At 66.6% G+C, this 18557-nt stretch carries 19 protein-coding genes; 5 read left to right on the top strand and 14 right to left on the bottom strand.

What is annotated here, in order from left to right; all coding sequences use genetic code 11:
• Nucleotides 1–39 precede the first annotated feature (39 nt).
• Entirely contained in the window at nucleotides 40–831 is a 792-nt protein-coding gene (locus tag ACZYZ9_RS02745) for an SDR family NAD(P)-dependent oxidoreductase (protein WP_463824659.1), read from the top strand.
• Between the two features lie 3 nt (nucleotides 832–834).
• Here the strand turns inward: ACZYZ9_RS02745 and ACZYZ9_RS02740 are convergent, their stop codons facing one another.
• The 7 genes from ACZYZ9_RS02740 to ACZYZ9_RS02710 form a co-directional block, all read right to left on the bottom strand.
• Nucleotides 835–1911: a hypothetical protein gene (locus ACZYZ9_RS02740; RefSeq protein ID WP_463824658.1), complete on the bottom strand. Its 1077-nt coding sequence runs from the start codon at nucleotides 1909–1911 to the stop codon at nucleotides 835–837.
• Nucleotides 1912–1995: 84 nt separating this feature from the next.
• Nucleotides 1996–2904 carry an alpha/beta hydrolase gene (locus ACZYZ9_RS02735; RefSeq protein WP_463824657.1) on the bottom strand — a complete coding sequence of 303 codons (909 nt, stop codon included), beginning with the start codon at nucleotides 2902–2904 and terminating at the stop codon, nucleotides 1996–1998.
• Complete coding sequence (locus ACZYZ9_RS02730; protein ID WP_463824656.1) at nucleotides 2901–3725, bottom strand: SDR family NAD(P)-dependent oxidoreductase; 825 nt, start codon at nucleotides 3723–3725, stop codon at nucleotides 2901–2903. Before ACZYZ9_RS02730 ends, ACZYZ9_RS02735 begins: the two co-directional genes overlap by 4 nt.
• Nucleotides 3722–4183, bottom strand: a complete 462-nt coding sequence (locus ACZYZ9_RS02725; protein WP_463824655.1) for a nuclear transport factor 2 family protein — start codon at nucleotides 4181–4183, stop codon at nucleotides 3722–3724. The genes ACZYZ9_RS02730 and ACZYZ9_RS02725 overlap by 4 nt, the downstream gene beginning before the upstream one ends.
• A 62-nt stretch (nucleotides 4184–4245) precedes the next feature.
• On the bottom strand, nucleotides 4246–5235 hold the full coding sequence (locus ACZYZ9_RS02720; RefSeq protein ID WP_463824926.1) for an acyl-CoA dehydrogenase family protein: 990 nt from the start codon (nucleotides 5233–5235) through the stop codon (nucleotides 4246–4248).
• Between the two features lie 35 nt (nucleotides 5236–5270).
• A complete protein-coding gene (locus ACZYZ9_RS02715; RefSeq protein ID WP_463824925.1) occupies nucleotides 5271–6416 on the bottom strand; it encodes an acyl-CoA dehydrogenase family protein in 1146 nt (381 codons plus the stop codon).
• Nucleotides 6416–7192 (bottom strand): crotonase/enoyl-CoA hydratase family protein, encoded by a 777-nt coding sequence (locus ACZYZ9_RS02710; RefSeq protein WP_463824654.1) that lies wholly within the window; start codon nucleotides 7190–7192, stop codon nucleotides 6416–6418. The genes ACZYZ9_RS02715 and ACZYZ9_RS02710 overlap by 1 nt, the downstream gene beginning before the upstream one ends.
• Before the next feature lie 94 nt (nucleotides 7193–7286).
• Between ACZYZ9_RS02710 and ACZYZ9_RS02705 the strand changes: the two genes are divergently transcribed.
• Together ACZYZ9_RS02705 and ACZYZ9_RS02700 are read left to right on the top strand one after the other, a co-directional pair.
• Nucleotides 7287–9167: a flavin-containing monooxygenase gene (locus ACZYZ9_RS02705; RefSeq protein WP_463824653.1), complete on the top strand. Its 1881-nt coding sequence runs from the start codon at nucleotides 7287–7289 to the stop codon at nucleotides 9165–9167.
• Entirely contained in the window at nucleotides 9164–10045 is an 882-nt protein-coding gene (locus ACZYZ9_RS02700) for an SDR family NAD(P)-dependent oxidoreductase (protein ID WP_463824652.1), read from the top strand. The genes ACZYZ9_RS02705 and ACZYZ9_RS02700 overlap by 4 nt, the downstream gene beginning before the upstream one ends.
• Here ACZYZ9_RS02700 and ACZYZ9_RS02695 read toward each other — a convergent pair.
• The 6 genes from ACZYZ9_RS02695 to ACZYZ9_RS02670 all read right to left on the bottom strand — a co-directional run bounded on the left by ACZYZ9_RS02695 (nucleotide 9986) and on the right by ACZYZ9_RS02670 (nucleotide 14974).
• Complete coding sequence (locus ACZYZ9_RS02695; protein ID WP_463824651.1) at nucleotides 9986–10669, bottom strand: Dabb family protein; 684 nt, start codon at nucleotides 10667–10669, stop codon at nucleotides 9986–9988. The genes ACZYZ9_RS02700 and ACZYZ9_RS02695 overlap by 60 nt on opposite strands.
• Complete coding sequence (locus ACZYZ9_RS02690; RefSeq protein WP_463824650.1) at nucleotides 10662–11009, bottom strand: hypothetical protein; 348 nt, start codon at nucleotides 11007–11009, stop codon at nucleotides 10662–10664. Before ACZYZ9_RS02690 ends, ACZYZ9_RS02695 begins: the two co-directional genes overlap by 8 nt.
• A complete protein-coding gene (locus tag ACZYZ9_RS02685; protein WP_463824649.1) occupies nucleotides 11002–11925 on the bottom strand; it encodes an alpha/beta hydrolase in 924 nt (307 codons plus the stop codon). The genes ACZYZ9_RS02690 and ACZYZ9_RS02685 overlap by 8 nt, the downstream gene beginning before the upstream one ends.
• Entirely contained in the window at nucleotides 11922–12722 is an 801-nt protein-coding gene (locus tag ACZYZ9_RS02680) for an IclR family transcriptional regulator (RefSeq protein WP_463824648.1), read from the bottom strand. The genes ACZYZ9_RS02685 and ACZYZ9_RS02680 overlap by 4 nt, the downstream gene beginning before the upstream one ends.
• A gap of 143 nt (nucleotides 12723–12865) precedes the next feature.
• Entirely contained in the window at nucleotides 12866–13774 is a 909-nt protein-coding gene (gene bphC, locus ACZYZ9_RS02675; protein ID WP_463824647.1) for a biphenyl-2,3-diol 1,2-dioxygenase, read from the bottom strand.
• Nucleotides 13775–13789: 15 nt separating this feature from the next.
• Nucleotides 13790–14974, bottom strand: coding sequence for an acyl-CoA dehydrogenase family protein (locus ACZYZ9_RS02670; protein ID WP_463824646.1), 1185 nt, complete (start codon nucleotides 14972–14974; stop codon nucleotides 13790–13792).
• 86 nt (nucleotides 14975–15060) lie between these two features.
• On the opposite strand from ACZYZ9_RS02670, the gene ACZYZ9_RS02665 reads away from it, so the two are divergent.
• On the top strand, nucleotides 15061–16707 hold the full coding sequence (locus ACZYZ9_RS02665) for a flavin-containing monooxygenase (protein WP_463824645.1): 1647 nt from the start codon (nucleotides 15061–15063) through the stop codon (nucleotides 16705–16707).
• Nucleotides 16704–17510 (top strand): mycofactocin-coupled SDR family oxidoreductase, encoded by an 807-nt coding sequence (locus tag ACZYZ9_RS02660; RefSeq protein WP_463824644.1) that lies wholly within the window; start codon nucleotides 16704–16706, stop codon nucleotides 17508–17510. The genes ACZYZ9_RS02665 and ACZYZ9_RS02660 overlap by 4 nt, the downstream gene beginning before the upstream one ends.
• Nucleotides 17511–17661: 151 nt before the next feature.
• Here ACZYZ9_RS02660 and ACZYZ9_RS02655 read toward each other — a convergent pair whose 3' ends face one another.
• Nucleotides 17662–18513, bottom strand: coding sequence for an alpha/beta fold hydrolase (locus ACZYZ9_RS02655; protein ID WP_463824643.1), 852 nt, complete (start codon nucleotides 18511–18513; stop codon nucleotides 17662–17664).
• Between the last annotated feature and the right edge of the window lie 44 nt (nucleotides 18514–18557).

Raw genomic sequence — 18557 nt, 5'->3', positions numbered from 1 at the left:
GCCGAACAGCCGGCCGCACCCGTCCTACAATTCGCTTCGATGAATGTTGCGGTGGTCACCGGGGCCAGTCGCGGTGCCGGACGCGGTATCGCGGCGGCATTGGCCGCCAAGAACTGGCGGGTGTATGCCACCGGTCGCACCATCACCGATGCTCCGCCCGGTGGGATTGCGGTGCGCCTCGATCACCGTGACGACGACGCGGTGGCCGCATTGTTCGAGCGGGTTCGTGCCGATCATGGCGGCCTGGACCTGCTGGTCAACAACGCCGCGGCGGTGTCCGATGATTTGGTGAACCCAAAGCCGTTCTGGGAGAAGCCTCTTGAGCTTGTCGACGTACTCGATGTCGGCCTGCGATCGAGTTACGTCGCGTCGTGGTATGCCGCACCCCTGCTGGTCGCACGGGGCCGCGGGCTGATCGCGTTCACGTCGTCACCAGGCTCGGTGTGCTACATGCACGGTGCGGCCTACGGCGCCCAGAAGGCCGGGGTGGACAAGATGGTCGCCGACATGGCAGTGGATTTCGGCGGCACGGGCGTCGCGACGGTCTCGATCTGGATGGGCATCTTGCTCACCGAGAAGCTGCGCGGCGCCTTCGCAGCTAACCCGAAGGCGCTGGCCAAGACGGCAGAACACGCCGAAACCCCGGAATTCACCGGGTATTTGATCGATGCGCTGTACGGCGATCCGGAACTCGGCGCGCTGAGTGGCCAGACGTTCATCGGCGCCGAACTCGCCGAGCGGTACGGCATCACCGACGAGGACGGCCGCCGACCGCCGTCGCACCGTCACCTCGGTGCGCCGCGCACACCCAGCACGGTCGTGGTGCGCTGAAGCTCAGGCCAACTGAAAAGCACTGATGGGCGCCGCCTCTGGATACTGCGCCGGACCGCCGATGTCGAAAGCGGCATTGAGGGCGGCGATGAACTCCGGATTGTGCAGCGGCTCGCTGGGTATGTCGAGCTTGATGCCCCTGGCATTGACGTCGTCGACCATGATGTCGACGGCCTTGTCTGCGGTCAGGTCGTCGGTGCCCTCCATGTTCTTCTTCAGTTCGTCGAGGTCGGAGAAGACCTCGGCCGACCAGTGCACCAAGAAACGGAGTTCGTCGGTGTGGTGGCGGCCAATCACCTCGTGCCCATTCTTGAGCAACCACTGATCGCGGTCGCCGGGGTCGCCGGTGAACACGGTGTCGAACGCCAGCCCGGCCGGAATCTGGTGTTCCAGCGGGCCGTTGGCCTCGCCGCGGTGCACCATCATTTCGTTCTGCACCACCACGCCGCGGTTGTAGATCGGCGGCAACACCCGCTGAGGTGCCTTGAGCGGACCGTCGGGCCAGTAGGTGAATCCGCTGGTGCTGTCGAGGGAAAACCACGTGATCACCTGCGCCGTCTTGATCAGGTACTCGGTGAACAGGCCGGACTTGCCCATCACACTGGTGAGCCAGGTAGGTGCGTTCTCGTGCCGCACGCCGCGGAAGCTCGGCGAATCCAGGTGCCCCGGATCGCGATTGGCGCAGGGGCCGTTGATGTTGAACAGCATCAACTGCGGCTTGGCGTATTCGGCACCCCAGTAGCTCTTGGCCATCTCCAGGAACCGGGCGTGATAGAAGCAGTCGTGCAGTTGCGGGTAGAGCACCGCGCCATAGTTGGCCAGGTAGCCGCGGAACGTCGGGGTCAAGAAGAGGTCCAGGGACGGCGTGTAACCCTCGTGGAACAGACCGCTCATCGTCGCGATCAACTCATCGGCGGAGGCGAAATGTTGGGAAATGATCAGCCGCCATGGACCTTCGGTGCGGACCACGTCGAGTAACCGCTCGCGTTGATCATCGGTGTAGACGTCAGCGACTTCGCGGGGCGGTGCGGCGGGACGCAGCACATCCGATAGCTCCTCGCGCCGCTGTGCGGAATGCATCACGTGTCTCCTTGTCGCAGTTGCTTGTTCAATCGTGTGGGGTGCGCGCCCGGGCAGCGTCCGGGGTGTCCGGTGACCGGGACGTTAGAAGGGAACGCCGTTGGCGAGTTTGGCGCGCAGCAAGGCTCCGAGTTCGGCGATGGCCAACCGGCCCCGCGCGGTCACCCCGGGCCGCATCAGGAAACCGTGATACATCCCGGGGTAGCGGGTCAGGGTGGTCTGCACGCCTGCGTCGCACAGCCGGGCCGCATAGCGCTCTCCCCAGTCGCGGATCGGATCGCAACCTGCGGTGACCACGATGGCCGGTGGGAGACCGGACAGGTCAGCTGCGTAGGCCGGAACCAGGTACGGGTCACCGGGTGCGCCGGCGTCCCCGTCGGCCACCGCGTGCAGGAAGTCGATGTCGTCGCGGCTGAGCATCGGTGCGTCAGCGAGCGACGTGATGGACGGAACGGTCATGTCGCGATCCAGACCGGGATACAACAGCACCTGAGCGCAGAGCCGTGGCCCGCCGCGGTCGCGGGCAGCCAGGGCGACCCCGGCCGCCAGTGATCCACCGGCGCTGTCGCCGACGACGACGAGCCCGTCGACCCATGGCTGACGTGCGGCCCACTCGGCCGCGGCATAGGCGTCGTCGAACTGGGCAGGGGGCGGGTATTCCGGCGCGAGCCGATATTCGACCGACACGACCGTTGCACCGGAGGTCGATGCCAGCGCGCGGGCGAGCGGTTCGAAGGAATGGTTGGAACCCATGACCATGCCGCCGCCGTGGAAGTAGACCAGCGCCGGTCCGACGGAATCGCTTGTCGGCCGGTAGATCCGGACCGGAACGGAACCGGCGAAAGCGTCGTCGATGCAGACCATCTCGGCCATGTCGTCGGGCAGCGGAGCAGCTTCGATCGCGGCACGCATCGCGGCCAGGCCGCGCTGCCGCATCGGCGGCAGCGGACCGAACGACGCCACCCGTGCGGCCGCGTCCGGATCCAGACTCATGTCAGCTCTGGGCAACGTTGTGTGGCAAGGGATTCGGCGCGGTCGCGCATGGCGTCGACGACCGACGGTTGGGTCACCAGATAGAAGCGTCCCTGGGCCGCCTGCTCGAACAGCGTCGCGGCGGCCGCCCACGGATCCATGGCCGTGGCTTTGACGTCGAGCATGGCCCGCCGTTGCTTCTCTGCCATGCCCACATCGCCGTTCAGGTCGACCCCGCCGGCCGACTCGAAGATGTTAGAGGTCACCGCACCCGGCAGGACAGCCTGGACGTGAATGTGGTTGTCGTGCCCGGCGGTTGCCACCTCCAGACGCAGACATTCGGTCATTGCCAGCACGGCGTGTTTGCTCATGATGTAGGGCGTTTGCAACGGGATTGCCACCACCGCACCGACCGACGAGAGATTCCATACCCACACCTGTTGCCGGGTTGCCATCATCTTCGGCAGAAATGCTCTGACGCCGTGGAAGACTCCGCTGATGTTGACGTCGACGACGCGCTGCCAGTTGGCCAGCGGTGTGTCCCACAGGTAGCCGAATTGCTCGACCCCGGCGTTGTTCACCAGTAGCCGGACCGGACCCAGCTCCCGGTAGGTGCGGTCGGCCAACTCCTGAACAGCACCCGCGTCGCGGACGTCGCACACCACGTCGACGGCGCGGTCGCCGAGTTCGTCGCGCAGCGACGCCACCGCCGCGGCATCGATGTCGGCGAGCACCACCGTCATGCCCAGGTGGCTCGCGTACCGCGCCAGCCCGGCGCCGATTCCGGCACCGGCCCCGGTGATGACGGCAACGCCGCCGGCGAAAGTGTCGCGGGCGCTCACGACCCCGTGGCGGCATGCCGCTCGGCGAGCAGCACCGAGTTGGTGGTGTCCAGCACGACGTCGATGTCGGTGAACTGCAACCCGTCGGCCGTGCGGCGGACACCCACCTCAGCGACGCCGCTGGACACCGCGAACGGCACGAAGTTCGCGACTTGGTTGACGAAGATGTAGAACCGCGCCCGGTCGACGGCGGTCCGGTGCACATTGGTGGCGTGGTGCCGCAACGGGTAGGGGCTCTGCTCTCGGTGTTGGGACAGCCACTCCATGACCGCATCGCGGCCACGCAGCTCCGGCGACATCAGTTCCTCGAAAGGGCTTGCGCCACTGTCGCTTCTGCTGACATAGCGGATGTCTTCGGTGAAGCATGCGGTGAGCTCGTCGTAGTGCGCCTCGTCGTAGTGGTACCAGAAGCCGGCGATGAACTCCTGCAATTCCGGCAGCGTGATGTCGTTGCTCATGGGGCCAGTCAACCCTGCTGAATCAGGGATGAGACCCGGCTTGTCCGGTCAGTGGAACACCATCAGCACCCCGTGATCAGACCCCACAGCCCGCCTGCACTCGCATACAGGGCCGCGTCGGTCACCTGATCGTCCCAGTACCGCAGCGAACCGAACTCCGAGCGCCAGGCCAGCGCGGCCCGGGTGAATTCGTGCAAACGGTGCTCACGGGTGGTACCGATGGCGCCGTGCACCTGATGGGCATTGCGCACCGCCACCGAGGTCGCGTGCCCCGCACACGAACGCGCCACGGCCACCAGGAACTCCAGGTCGGGCGCCGTCCAATCGCTGGCGACCCCGGCGGTCGACGCGGCTTCGGTCGCTGCCCGGGCGAGCGCGGCTTCGGCGGCCAGGTCGGCGACGAGATGTTGTACCGCTTGGAATTTGGCCAGGGGGCGACCGAACTGGGTACGGGCAGTCACATGCTCGATGCACAACTGCAGGATTCGGTCGAGTGCGGCGCACACCTGAATCGCACGCACCAACCCCGATCTCAGCCGCAACTGGGTGATCTGGGCCAGGGTCACCGGTAACCCGGGCAGGTCGGTGACGTCGACGGTCACCTCGTCCCGTGGCTCACCGACCAGGTTGCTGCCAGGCATGATGTGCAGGTCGTCGACCGGGAGATCGGCGGCACGGTATCCGCCCTGCGCCCGCCACACCACCACGACGTGATCCGCCGCGGCCGCCCACGGCACACCGCTGGCGCGTCCGTGCTTGTCGAGCATGCACACCGTCCGCACCGCCGCGCCGGCCGGCGCCCCCAGTGCCGCCAACAGCCAGCACGCCAGTAAATCGTGCTCCGCCAACGGGATTCGAACGCCATGGGACGCCGCGGCGCTTAGCAATTCGGCCGCTTCGTACCACCCGGCGCCGCTGCCCCCGTCCTGCTCGGCGCCGGTGAGTCGCACCAGGCCCAGTTCGTCGAGTTGCTGCCACAGCGCGCGATCCAGTTCGACCGTCGTCGCGGGCGCCGGCTTGGCGCGGTAGTCGGCGAAGACGGAGTCCATCATGTCGACCAGGTCCCGGTCGACGACCGTCCGGCCGGTCACCGTAACCCCAATCCGCGGGCGATGACCCCACGCAACACCTCGTTGGTGCCCCCGCGCAGCGTGAAACCCGGTCGCTGGTCGACCGCCGCCCGGACCAACTCCGTGTAGATCGCGTCGGGGGCATCCAGCACGTCGGCGAACTCCGCGATGTCTCCCTCGGTCGTGGTACCCAGCACCTTGACCACCGCGGCCGGGATGTCGGCCGGATCGTGGCGCTCGAGGGCGCCGGCCACCGCGGTCGACATGTGATGCAGGCCCGCGACACGGGCCACCAGCCGCCCCAGACCCGCATCGCGGGGAATCGCGTTGGCGGCCATCCGATCCGCGCAGACCGCCAGCAGCGGGAAGGTGGACAGGAATCGCTCGGGGCCACTGCGTTCGAAGGCCAGCTCGGACGTGACTTGCCGCCAGCCGTCGCCGATCTCACCGAACACCATGTCATCGGGCACCACCGCACTGTCCAGGATGACCTCGTTGAAATGGTGGGCGCCGTTCATCGAGATGATCGGGCGGATCTCGATGCCGGGACTGCGCAGGTCCACGATGAACTGGCTCAGGCCCGCATGCCGGTGCTGCGGGTCCACCGGTTCGGTACGGGCCAGCGCGATGAACGCTTCGGCGACATGGGCGCCGGAGGTCCACACCTTCGTGCCGGACAGCGACCAGCCGCCCTCGACCCGCTCGGCTCGGGTACGCACGCTGGCCAGGTCGGAACCGGAATCGGGCTCGCTCATCCCGATGCCGAAAAAACATTCCCCGCGCACGATCCGCGGCAGAAAACGCTGCTTCTGCGCTTCGGTGCCGTATTTGAGCAGCGACGGGACTATCTGACGATCGGCGATCCAATGCGCCGCGACCGGGGCGCCGGCGGCCAGCAGCTCCTCGGTGACCACGAAGCGGTCGGTGAAGGTGCGGCCGTGCCCGCCGTACTCGGTCGGCACCGTCATGCCCAGCCACCCGCGTTCAGCCAGCGCGGCGGTGAAGTCCTCGTCCCACCGCGACAACCAGGCGTCGACCGACGGGACGAATGTGCCTGCGGCCAGCTGCTCGGCGATGAACGTGCGCACCTCGGCCCGCAGCGACGCGGTCTCGTCGGTCTCGATGCCGGCCGCAGGCACCAACCGCGGGGGCGCGGTAGCCATCAGCTTGTCCGCCACTTGGCGATGCGCTGCTCGTGCTCGGGATCGCGGTGCGCCAGCGGCTGCATGGCAGCGGCCATTCCCAGCGTCGACTCGAGCGACCCGGTGCGCGACTCCTGCAGCAGCCGCTTGGCCATCCGCAATGCGTGCGGCGGGTTCTTGGCGATCCGTTCGGCCAGCTCCCGCGCTGCCGGGAGCAGGTCTTCGTGCGGTACCACCCGGGTGACCAGACCCCACTCCAGCGCGGTCGCAGCGTCGATCCGGTCCCCGGTGAACGTCATCTCGGCGGCCCGTTGGTACCCGACGACGCGCTGCAGGAACCAGCTGCCGCCATCGCCGGGGATGAGGCCGAGTTGGACAAAACTCTCCGCGAAAGATGCACGCTCAGAAGCGATCCGGATATCGCACATGGTCGCCAGGTCACAGCCGGCGCCAATGGCGGCGCCGTTGATCGCACCGATCAAGGGGACTTCGAGCCGGGCCAGGGCCCGGGGGATGCGCTGAATTCCGTCGATATAGGCATGCCGTTGGTCAAGGGGACTCAGCCCGAACATGCCGGCCTGGTCGGCCATCTCCTTGACGTTGCCGCCCGCCGAGAAGATCTTGCCTGCAGCGGTCAGAATCACGGCGCGGACCTCGGTGTCGGCGTTGGCGTCGTCGACCGCAGTCTCGAACGCGGCGATGACGTCCTTGCCGGTGATCGCGTTACCCACGCTGGGCAGGTTGATCGTCCAGGTCCGGATCGGTCCGTCGGAGGCGATGTCCAAAGCGTTGCTCATGCTGGCCACTGTAGGGAGTCCGATTTCGGGCTCGTGTCCCGCTCAGAGGAAAGACTCGTCGTCGACCTGCTCGCCGGCTCCGATACTGACGGGCATGCCCACGCTCGATCCCGGAGAACTCCGGCGCAACCTGCAGCAGGCTGACCCGGGCGTCCTGGTCGCCGTGCTGGCTCAGCTCACCGGCGACCCGTCGGTGGTCGACACATTCGGCCCGCGCATCTCACACATCCCCGACCCACCGGAACGCGCCGGGGTCGCCGATGCGGCCACCGCGCAGGCATTGGTCACCGCGGTGATGGCTGCCCTGGATCGGCCCGCCGCGCCGGTCGCGGACCCGGCGCTGTTCCAGCGACTGTTGCCGGTGGCGCTGGGCAGTGAAGTGGACGACGAATTCGTGCCGCTGCTGCTCGAACAGGGTGGTTTTCAGCCTTCCCAGCCGACGTTGCCGCGCACCGTGCCGATTCCGTCGTCGACGACGGTGGCGATCGTCGGCGCGGGCCTGGCCGGCATCGTCACCGCACTAACCGCCACCGACGCCGGCGTCGCCTTCGAGATCTTCGACCGCAACGACGAGGTCGGTGGCACCTGGCTGACGACCACCTACCCAGGCATCGGCGTCGACACACCGTCGGCGTACTACTCGTTATCGCGCGAGGTGAATCCGGAATGGAGCAGCTACTACCCGCAGGGCGCCGAGTACCAGGCGTATCTGGTGGCGCTGGCTGACAAGTACGGGCTGCGTGCCCATACGCGGTTCGGCACCGAGGTCGAAGCGCTGTGGTGGGATGAGGACAATTCCCGGTGGCAGATCCACGCCGTCGACCGGCACGGCAACCGCTTCGTCAGCCACGCCCGGGTGGTGGTCACCGCGGCCGGTTACCTCAACCGCCCCCGCTGGCCGGACCTACCGGGCCGAGAAACCTTTGCGGGCAACAGCATTCACTCAGCACAGTGGGACCCGGCGCTGGAGCTGACCGGACAGCGGATCGCCGTCGTGGGCGCTGGATGCACCGCCGTGCAGATCGTCGATGCCTGTGTCGATCAGGTCGCGCACCTGACACTGTTCCAGCGACAACCGCATTGGGTGGCGCCGCGTAAGCGACCGACCGACGACGTCCCGGAATACCGCCGATACCTCGGGCGCCATCTGCCGCATTACGCGAAATGGCACCGGCTGAAGTCGTTCTGGGGCACCGCGGACAACAACTACCCGGTCATTCTGCGAGACCCGGACTGGGCTGGATCGCATCTGTCGATCTCACCGGCCAACGACGTGCTGTTGCAGATGTGTCTGGACTACATCGACCGGACCTTCGGTGCGGGAAGCGAATTGGCGAAGAAGGTCACGCCTGACTTCGCGCCCTACGGTAAGCGGATCATCCGCGATCCCGGCGGCTACTACGCGGCGCTGACCCGCGACCATGTCGACGTCGAGGCCCGCGAACCCGCGGCGGTCAACCCCGCAGGCATCGTCACCCAGGACGGCAGACAGCTCGATCTCGACGTCATCATCTACGCCACCGGATACCACCTCGACTTCTTGTCCACCATCGACATCCGCGGGCGGGACGGGCGCAGGCTGGCCGACGAGTGGGGCGACAGCCCGGCTGCCTACCGCGGCGGCACTGTGCCGGGCTTTCCCAATCTGTTCATCAACTCTGCACCTAACTACAGCCCCGGCCACGGCGCAGGCGCCAATTTCTCGATGGAGGTGATGGCGCACTACATCGTCGAGTGCCTGCAACTGATGGCGCTGCGCGCGGCGACCACGATGGAAGTGACCCGCGAGGCGTACGAGGAGTATGTGGCCGGAATCGACGAGGCGATGGCCGGCACGGTCTGGTGCCACACTCCCAACGCACACACCTACTACCGTTCCGGTTCGGGCCGGGTCGTGGTGGCCACCCCGTACCGGTTGGTCGACCTCTGGCATCAGCACCGCGCGCCGGTCGAAGAGCATTTCGAGTTGCGATGACGGGATTACTCTGCGACCGAACGGCTTTGGTGACGGGCAGCAGTCGCGGGATCGGCCGCGCGATCGCCCGGCGACTCGCCGCCGAGGGCGCCACCGTCGTAGTGACGGCGCGCTCGCTGGAGCCCTCGCAGTCGGTGCGTGGCGGGATCGGCTCGGCGCTGCCCGGAACAATCGGTGAGACGATTGCACTGATCGAGGCCGCGGGGGGTCGGGCGATCGGCGTGGCGGCTGACTTGGAAGATGCCGCGCAGCGCGACGGACTCATCAATGCGGTGCTCGACCGCACCGGCCGTATCGACATCCTGGTGAACAATGCGGGTTTCGCCGACTACGCGATAGTGGAGGACATGTCGCTGCAGACTTTCGACCGAACGGTCGACCACTACCTGCGGATACCGTTCTTGTTGACCAAAGCCGCTGTCCCGCAGATGCGTAACCAGGGCGCCGGCTGGATCGTCAACATCGGGTCGGTCACCGGGGTGGCACCGGTGCGTCCTTTCCGGGATTACAACAAGACCGCCGGCGACGTCGTCTACGCAGCGTGCAAGGCTGCGCTGCACCGCTTCACGCAGGGGGTGGCGGCCGAGTTGCTGGACGCCAATATCGCGGTCAACTGTGTGGGTCCTTCGACGGCAGTGCGCACTCCCGGTGCCGCGCAACTGATTCCGGAGACGTTCCCGACCGAACCGGTCGAGTACCTGGCCGAAACGGTGCTGGCGATGTGTCAGCTACCCGCTGCCGAGCGCACGGGTGTGGTGGCGTTCAGCCTGCATTACCCGTGGTCACACAGCCTGCCGGTGCATTCGCTGGACGGCCTGTCAGTGCTTCCGTCGCTCGAGCCCCCCGCGACCGCCAGCCCCAATATCCCCGTCGGATAACCGCTCCCAGTGCACAGTCGCGGGCAGCGTGCAGAAACTGTGGCACACCCGATCGCGAACGATGGCCTCGGGGCATTCCGGGTCGAACCACCGGTCCACCACCGCCCAGTGGATCGGATGCATCAGATAGGGACCGACCAGACCGTCGGCGTCGGTAAAGGCCTGCTCGAACACGTGCGTCCACCGCGTCTCGCCGACCGCTTCGTCGACCCTACTCAGCTGCCATGCGGTGATGGTGTTCACGTAGCGCGGCATGGACCGGAGTTCGTCCTCGAACCGCGCGATGGTGTCACCGCCGGTGCCGGGTGTGACCCGCAGCAGCAAAGTGCGGTAAACCGTACCGCGGGTGCAGTGGGTGCGGACCGGGTGACCCGGATAGTTGGCCCCGTTGATTCGCGTCACCCCGGGATCCCCGACGGCCGCCGTGAAATCTGCTGCGAGTGCGTGCCATTCGTCTTCGGAGGCAAAGCGCAGGTGAATGAGAACATCGCCGCCGTTGCGGGAACCGGGCATCGTCGGCTGTGCGATCCAGTACGGCGCGCGAGCCGCGACCGCCCGCACGTCGGCGATGATCCGGTCGCGGTCACACGCGGCTACGTCCAGCAACCTGGTGACGCTATACATCGCAGAGACCGTCGATGTCCTGCGGGGCCGCGGCGAAAGACCGCGACCGTTGCTCCACCAAGTCGGCTATCCGCGACCACCAATGGGCGAGAGCGGGATCCGATCGCCCCTGCCAGGTCATCTCCCACCAAGCCTGCACACTGGGCAAGGACCAGGTGATCGTGACGGTGTTGACGTCGTCGTCGAACCAGATCGGCGGGCTCACCAGGACGTCGCGCAGTGTCATGCCCCGATTCCGCGCGCCCGGGGCATAGTCGGCGAGGTAAGCAGCCACGAATTCGCGGGCACACCCCCGCCGGGTGACCACCCGGTCGATCACCACCACTTCTCCGTCAGGCATGGGACGACGCCACAACCGCGTGCAGCGCCGCGCAGGCCTGCTGCCGAGCAACAATTGCGATGTCCAGAGCAGGCATGCTCATGAAACCGTGTATGCCGCCGTCGAATTGAGTCCGCATCACGGTTACGCCAGCGGCCTGTAGGGCGTCCGCATAAGCCGATGCCTCGTCGCGCAGCGGATCGTGTCCGGCGATCACCAACACGGCGGGCGGCAGACCCCGCAGGTCGGCGTGCAGCGGCGCGGCGTACGGGTGGGTGCGATCTGCCGGCTGGGGCACGTACTGGTCCCAATACCACTGCATGGCCGGCTTCGGGTTGTAGTAACCGCTTCCGAACAGCCGGTAGGACTCGGTATCGAAGTCGGCCGCCAGCACCGGATAGATCAGCAGCTGCGCGGCGAGCGCCGGTCCACCGCGATCACGTGCCATCAGCGTGGTCACGGTGGCCAGGTTGCCGCCTGCGCTGTCTCCGCCAACCGCGATACGGCCGGTCTTGGCGCCGAAGGCTCCGGCGGCCGCCGCAGCGGTGACCGCGTACATGTCTTCTGCCGCGGCCGGCCAGCGATGTTCCGGCGCCAGTCGATAGCCTACCGAAATAACAACGGCTGGAACCAGATTGGCGAATGCACGACACAGGCCGTCGTGGCTGTCCAGATCGCAGAACACGAACCCGCCGCCGTGGGCGTACACCAGCACCGGCAGATCGTCACCGTGTGGCCGGTAGATCCGCACCGGGATGTCGCCGCCGGGGCCGGCGACGAGGTCGTCGCGAACGTCGGCTACGTGTTCGGGCTCGATTGGTGGAACGAAGCGCGCCCGGATCGCCGCTCTGGCTTGGGCGCCGGACATGGTGTGCACCAGCGGAAATCCCGCGTCGAGCGTCTCCAGCAGCGCGGCGATCTGCGGATCGAGGATCACGCGTATTGCAGCGCGGGGCGCAGCGGTCGCAGCGGCTGCAGGGTCGGAGCGACGCGTTGCGGGCCGTCCTCGACATTGCGCCAGATGCCCATCGCGATCATGCGGACCGGGGCGGCCAGCCGCTGGTCGAACATCATGCGGTTCATGGGACCACACACCGACACCGCCGCTACGGCTTCGGCGGCGGTACCGATCGGGGCGGCGACGCAACCGAATCCGAGTAACGATTCCTCCCGCTCGTAAGCGACGCCGTGAGCGCGCACCTTCGCCAATTCGACCGCGAGCTGGGACCCGGTGGCGATGGAGTACCTGGTCTTACGCACCCGCAGGTCCACGGTGGAGTCTCCGTCGCGGTAGGCCAGCATCGCCTTGCCCACTGCCGTGCAGTGCGCCGGCTGACGACCGCCAACGCGGGTGGGCAGCGCGCTCCCGATGCGCTCGCCGACCTTGTCCAGGTACACCACGTCGGTACCGTCCAGCACTGCCAGATGTACGACAAGACCTGTGGCGCAGTGTAATTCAGCTAGCAGCGGTTTGGCGGCGCGGACCAGCCGATCCTGGTGGACCGCCAGCGAACCCAACTCGACCAGCCGCATTCCGAGTTCGTAGTCCCGTCCGCTGCGCCGCAACCACCGCAGCTGTACCAGTCGCTCGAGCATCCGGTGCGCCGACGATCGGGGCAGACCGGTGCGGCGCACGATCTGGGCCAAGGTGAGCCGCCCGGGTCCGTCGAAGGCGTCCAGAACCAGGGAGATGCGGTCGATGACGGCGCTGGGGGTTTCGACGGTGCCCGACATACAACCTCCTACATGGAATATTCCTAATAGGAATACCACACGAGTGTGTCGGCTGTCACCCTCACCTGCCGAGCAGACGCAGAATCGTCCAAATCATTGCCCCGTGATGCGATTCTGCGTCTGCTCGCGCCACCTCGCGCCACTTACATCCGCATCGCCGCGGGCGGCTCGTCGATCCACTGGTGCCCCCAGTAGCTGTCGGCGGTGATTTCCTCTGCGGTGTAGGAGGTTTCGTCGACGCGCATACCCTCGGTGCCGAACTCGATGTCCCAGTCGCCGGGGGCACGCACATAGAACGACACCATCTTGTCGTTGGTGTGGCGTCCCAGCGTGGACGACACCTGGAAGCCGTCGGCATTGACGCGGTCTAGTGCCTGCCCGACAGCGTCGAGGGTGTCCACTTCGACCATGACATGGACCAGTCCCGGGTCGCGCTGATGCATCGCGGGAGCTATGGCCAAACTGTGGTGGCGGGCATTGATGCCCAGGAATCTGACCCGGATCGGTCCGAACTCGGCGGGCAGCGGTATCCGAAACGCGCCACGCGACCGGAATCCCAGCACCTCGGTGTAGAAGTCGAACAACCCGTTAGGGTCCCGCGCCGGTACGACCACATGACCCAGGCCCTGGTCGCCCGTCACGAACTTCGCCCCGAACGGTGTGACGACCGGGCTGTGGTCCAGCACGGCGCCGTGAAACACCTCCAGGGTGGTGCCGGCCGGGTCCTCGAAGGTGATGACCTCTTCGACCCGGCGGGCGTCGGCTTCCCCGACTGACAACTCCTTGACCGGGACGCCGGCGCCGTCCAACGCGGCCTTGACCCGCCGCAACGCGGCACGGTCGCGGACCTCCCAGCCGACGGTGATCACCCGGTCGGTCTCGCCAGGCACGACGATGATGCGGGCGGCCCGCTCATCCATCCGCAGGTACAACGCATCCGGGTCGGGGCCCTTCCCCTCGGCGAACCCCAGCACGCCGAACGCGAACTTGCGCCATCGCTCGATGTCGGCGGTCGAAACTGTAATGTAGCCAAGGCTTTTCAAGTCACTCACGGACAACTCCTCAGATCAGATCAGTGCGCGCAGCGGCCCCATCGGCGGTTCCACGCCGAACGAGCTGAGCGCCGAGGCGTGGTAGGTGGAGCCGGGTACATGGATGGCATGCATCTGGCCGACGTGCACGTCGCGCCAATAGCGTTGCAACGGCTTGTCCATTCGCGAGGCGTTGCCGCCCGAGCGGGCGAAGATCTCGTCGACGGCCGACACCGCCCGCCACACCGCGCGCACCTGGGTGCGCCGGCCGGCGGCGCGGTCGGCGAAGGACACCTCCTTGCCGGCGGCGACCATGTCATAGATGCGGTCGGCGTTGGCCAGCAGCTCCTGGCGCGCGGCGTTGATGTCGGCAGCGGCTTCGCCGATGGCGTACATGACGTAGGGATCGTCCTTGATTGCAGTCCCGGTCGCGCCGACCCGCTCCCGCTGGTAGTCCAGGTGCGCAGCCAGCGCCCCTTCGGCGATCCCGATGGTGGCCGCGGAGATGCCCAGCGGGAACATCGTCGACCACGGCATCAGGTAGAGCGGTTCAGTCATCCCGGCCTCGCGCTGCGCGGTGCCGTCCATCACCTTGGTCGCGTCCATGGTCCGGTACGTCGGCACGAATGCGTCGGAGACGACGACGTCCTTGGACCCGGTCCCGCGCAGCCCCACCACATTCCACGAGTCGTCGACGATCTGATAATCCTTGCGCGGCAGGATCATGTGAATCATCTTCGGGGGCATCAGCGGTACGCCCTCGGAGTCGGCCAGCATTGCACCCAGGATGATCCAGTCGCAGTGGTCGGTGCCGGAACTGAATTGCCAGTGTCCGTTGAACAGGTAGCCGCCGTCGACCGGCTTGGCCACGCCCTGCGGCGCGTAGGGGGATGCCATCCAGGTGTCGACGTCGTCGGCCCAGATCTCGGCGGCGACCTTCGGGTCGGCGTAGGCCAACTGGTAGGGATGCACGCCGACCACGCCGACGATCCAGCCGGCCGCCGGATCCAGTGCCGCAGTTGCCATCGTCGTCTCGGCGAATTCGCGGGGATGCACCTCGAAGCCCTGGTACTGCTTGGTCTGCAGCAGCCGGATCAACCCCACCGACTTCATCATCTTGACGGTGTCGTCGGTGAGCCGGCCGATCCGCTCTGCCTCGGTGGCCTGCTCGCGCAGTTGGTCGGCTAGCTCTACTACTCGGTCAAGTACCCGCTCGCTCATGCTGTCGTCCTAACGTATGTGGGGCTGCATCTGTGTCTACTCCACTGGGCGCTGCGACTCACCGGCAATCCCGGTCAGCGGACCAGATGCGTCGCAACCCCGGCGGAGGTCCTACGGTGAACGGTGTGGACGATGAGCAGACCCTGGATGCGGTCGTGGTCGGGGCCGGATTCGCCGGTCTGTACGCCCTGCACAAGCTGCGTTCCCAGGGGCTGTCGGTGCGGGTGATCGAGGCCGCGCCGGCGCTCGGTGGTACCTGGTACTACAACCGCTATCCGGGCGCGCGCTGCGATGTGGAAAGCGTCGACTACTGCTACTCGTTCTCCGATGAACTGCAGCAGGAGTGGGACTGGACCGAGAAGTACGCCACCCAGGCCGAAATTCTGCGCTACCTGAACTGGGTCGCCGACAAGCTCGACCTGCGCCGCGACATCGTATTCGAGACTCGCGTCGTCTCGGCCGTGTTCGACGAGGCGACGTTGCGTTGGACGGTCAGCACCAACACCGGGGAAACATTCACCGCGCGGTTCTGTCTGATGGCTACCGGACCGTTGTCGGATGCGATGATCCCCGACGTCAGGGGTCTGGACACCTTCGCAGGCGAGGTCTATCACACCGCACACTGGCCGCACGAGCCCGTGGACTTCGCCGGAAAGCGGGTCGCGGTGATCGGCACCGGATCCTCTGGCATTCAGACGATTCCGATCATCGCCGAGCAGGCCGCACATCTCTACGTCTTGCAGCGCACCCCGAACTTCAGTGTGCCGGCCGGCAACGCGCCCTTGTCCGCAGCAGAACTCGCCGAGATCAAGGCCGGCTACGCCGAACGCCGCCGCCTGTCCTGGCTCAGCGGTGGCGGCTCGCCGCACCTCACCGCGGCGAAGCCGACGATGGAATTCAGCCCCGACGAGCGGCGTGCTGCCTTTGAAAAGCGTTGGCAGCTGGGCGGTGTGCTGTATTCAAAGACATTCCCGGATCAGATGACAGACGTGACGGCCAACGACGAGGCGCGCCGATTCTACGAGGAGAAAATCCGCGCCGTGATCGACGATCCCGCGACAGCAGAGTTGCTGATTCCCAACGACCATCCGATCGGGACCAAGCGAATCTGCACCGACAGCAACTACTTTCAGACCTTCAATAAGCCGAACGTATCGCTGATCAGCGTGCGCGCCACCCCGATCGAATCGATCGACCCCACCGGCATCAACACCTCAGCCGCCCACTACGACCTTGATGCGATCGTGTTCGCCACCGGTTTCGATGCGCTGACCGGGGCGCTGGGCAAGATCGACATCGTCGGTCGCGACGGAGTGTCGTTGCGCGATAACTGGGCACACGGACCCCGTACCTACCTCGGCCTGGGCATCGACGGATTCCCCAACCTGTTCGTGATTTCGGGCCCCGGGGCTCCCGCCGTACTGGCGAACATGGTGTTGCACGCGGAGGCGCACGTGAACTGGATCGCCGACGCCATCGGCTACCTCGACGACCACGCCTATGCCGCAATGGAACCCACCCGGGATGCGGTGGACGGTTGGGGCGTGGAGTTGAAGCGACGCGCCGACGCGTCCCTGTTCGTCAAGGCCGACTCCTGGTACATGGGCGCCAATGTGCCCGGAAAGCCACGCGGTTTCATGTTGTTCGTCGGTGGGTTCGCCACCTACAACCAGATCTGCGCTGAGGTCGCCGATGCCGGCTACAAGGGATTCGACCTCCTCAAGGCGCCATGAGCACAGGTTTGGCGGGCCGGGCCGTCCTGGTCACCGGGGCATCGCGGGGGACCGGCCGGGTGCACTGCCTCCGGTTCGCTGAGGAAGGCGCCGACGTGATCGCGCTCGACTTCCCGCAGGCCGCCGACGAATTACGCGTCACGGCAAGCGAAGTCGAGGAACGTGGTCGCCGTTGCGTGACGGGCCTGGCTGATGTCGCCGATCTCGCTGCGCTCACCGGTGTCGTCGACGCCGCGGTCAGCGAGGTGGGTCGGCTGGACGTGGTGATCGCTAACGCCGGGATCCACACCGCCGGCGCGCCGTCATGGGAGCTGGACCCGCAGGTATGGCAACGCACACTCGACATCAACCTCACCGGGGTGTGGCACACGGTCCGGGCGTCGGTGCCGCACCTCGGCCCGGACGGGGGATCGGTGGTCATCATCAGCTCCACCAACGGAATTCGGGGTACCGCCAACACCGCGCACTACACCGCCAGCAAGCATGCCGTGGTCGGCCTGGCCCGCACGCTGGCCAACGAGCTCGGCGCGCGCAGGATCCGGGTCAATACGGTGCATCCCGGCGCCGTGGCGACCCCGATGGTGCTGAATGACGATACTTTCCGTCGCCTGCGTCCAGATCTGGAGAATCCGACGGCAGCCGACGCCGCCGAGGTGCTGATGGCGCGCAACCTGTTGCCGGTGCCGTGGGTCGAGCCGGTCGACATCGCCAACGCCGTGGTCTTCCTCGCCTCCGAGCAGGGCCGATACATCACCGGCACCCAGCTCGTCGTGGATGCCGGTCTGACGCAGAAGACCACATGAGACTGGCCGGTAAAGTTGCCCTGATCACCGGTGCGGCGCCGAACGCTGAAGCGACCGGCTTCCCCGGCGTTGACACTGCGCCGGCGGTGTCGTGCTCCCGCAGTTTTGCGCCCTGCACGCAGAGTGATGTGTCGTCGGCCGGGGCCCATGACTAGCGGGACAGGAACGCCAGCACTGTGCTCTCGAACGCGGCCTTGGCTTCAATCATCGCCCAGTGCCCACAGTTGGGGAATACGTGCAGTTCGGCATTGGGAATGGTGCGCATCGGGATCAGCGCCATGTCGAGCGGGCTCACCCGGTCGTCGCGTCCCCAGGTCAGCAAGGTCGGTGCGGTCACCTTGTGCATCACCGCCCACGGCATCGGTCGGTCGGCGGCGCTCATCGCCGCCATCATCGCCGCATACGCGGCCTTCCCGTACATGCGGCGCGCTGCGGCCAGGGTCTGGGGATCGATGGCCAGTTGCCAGCGTTCCTCGACGAGTTCCTCGGTCACCAAGGCCTGGTCGTACACCATCGACTTGAGCCAGTCGACGAGTCGTTGCCTGGTCGGTTCTTCGGTGAACTCCTGCAGCAGTCGGATTCCCTCGCTGGGACCGGGACTGAAGGTGTTGGTGCCGATGCCGCCGATGGTCACCAAACGGTCGATACGGTCGGCGTGCCGGATGGCGAAGTTGATCCCCACCCCGCCCCCCATCGAATTGCCGATGATGTGTACCCGCTCAATATCCAGCGCATCCAAGAACGGCGCCACCACCCCCTGGGCGGTGATCATCGGGTGGCCACCGAGATCGTCGGTAACGCCGAAACCGGGGAATTCCAGGATGAGGCAACGGAAGTGGTCCGCGAAGGCGGGCAGTACACCACAGAAGTTGCGCCACCCGGTCACGCCGGGGCCCGAGCCGTGTAGGAACAGCAGGGTGGGTGCGCCGTCGTTGGCCGAGTCGTAGTAGCGCAACACACCGGCGGAGGTGTCGATGTCGCGGAGGTCAGAAGTGTTGGGCACCACCGTCACCCTGCCATGCTGTTGCAGACGCGCGGCGGCGGTGT

The organism is Mycobacterium sp. IDUB_28 (genome assembly GCF_055419285.1).
This window is presented reverse-complemented; position numbering and strand designations above follow the sequence as displayed.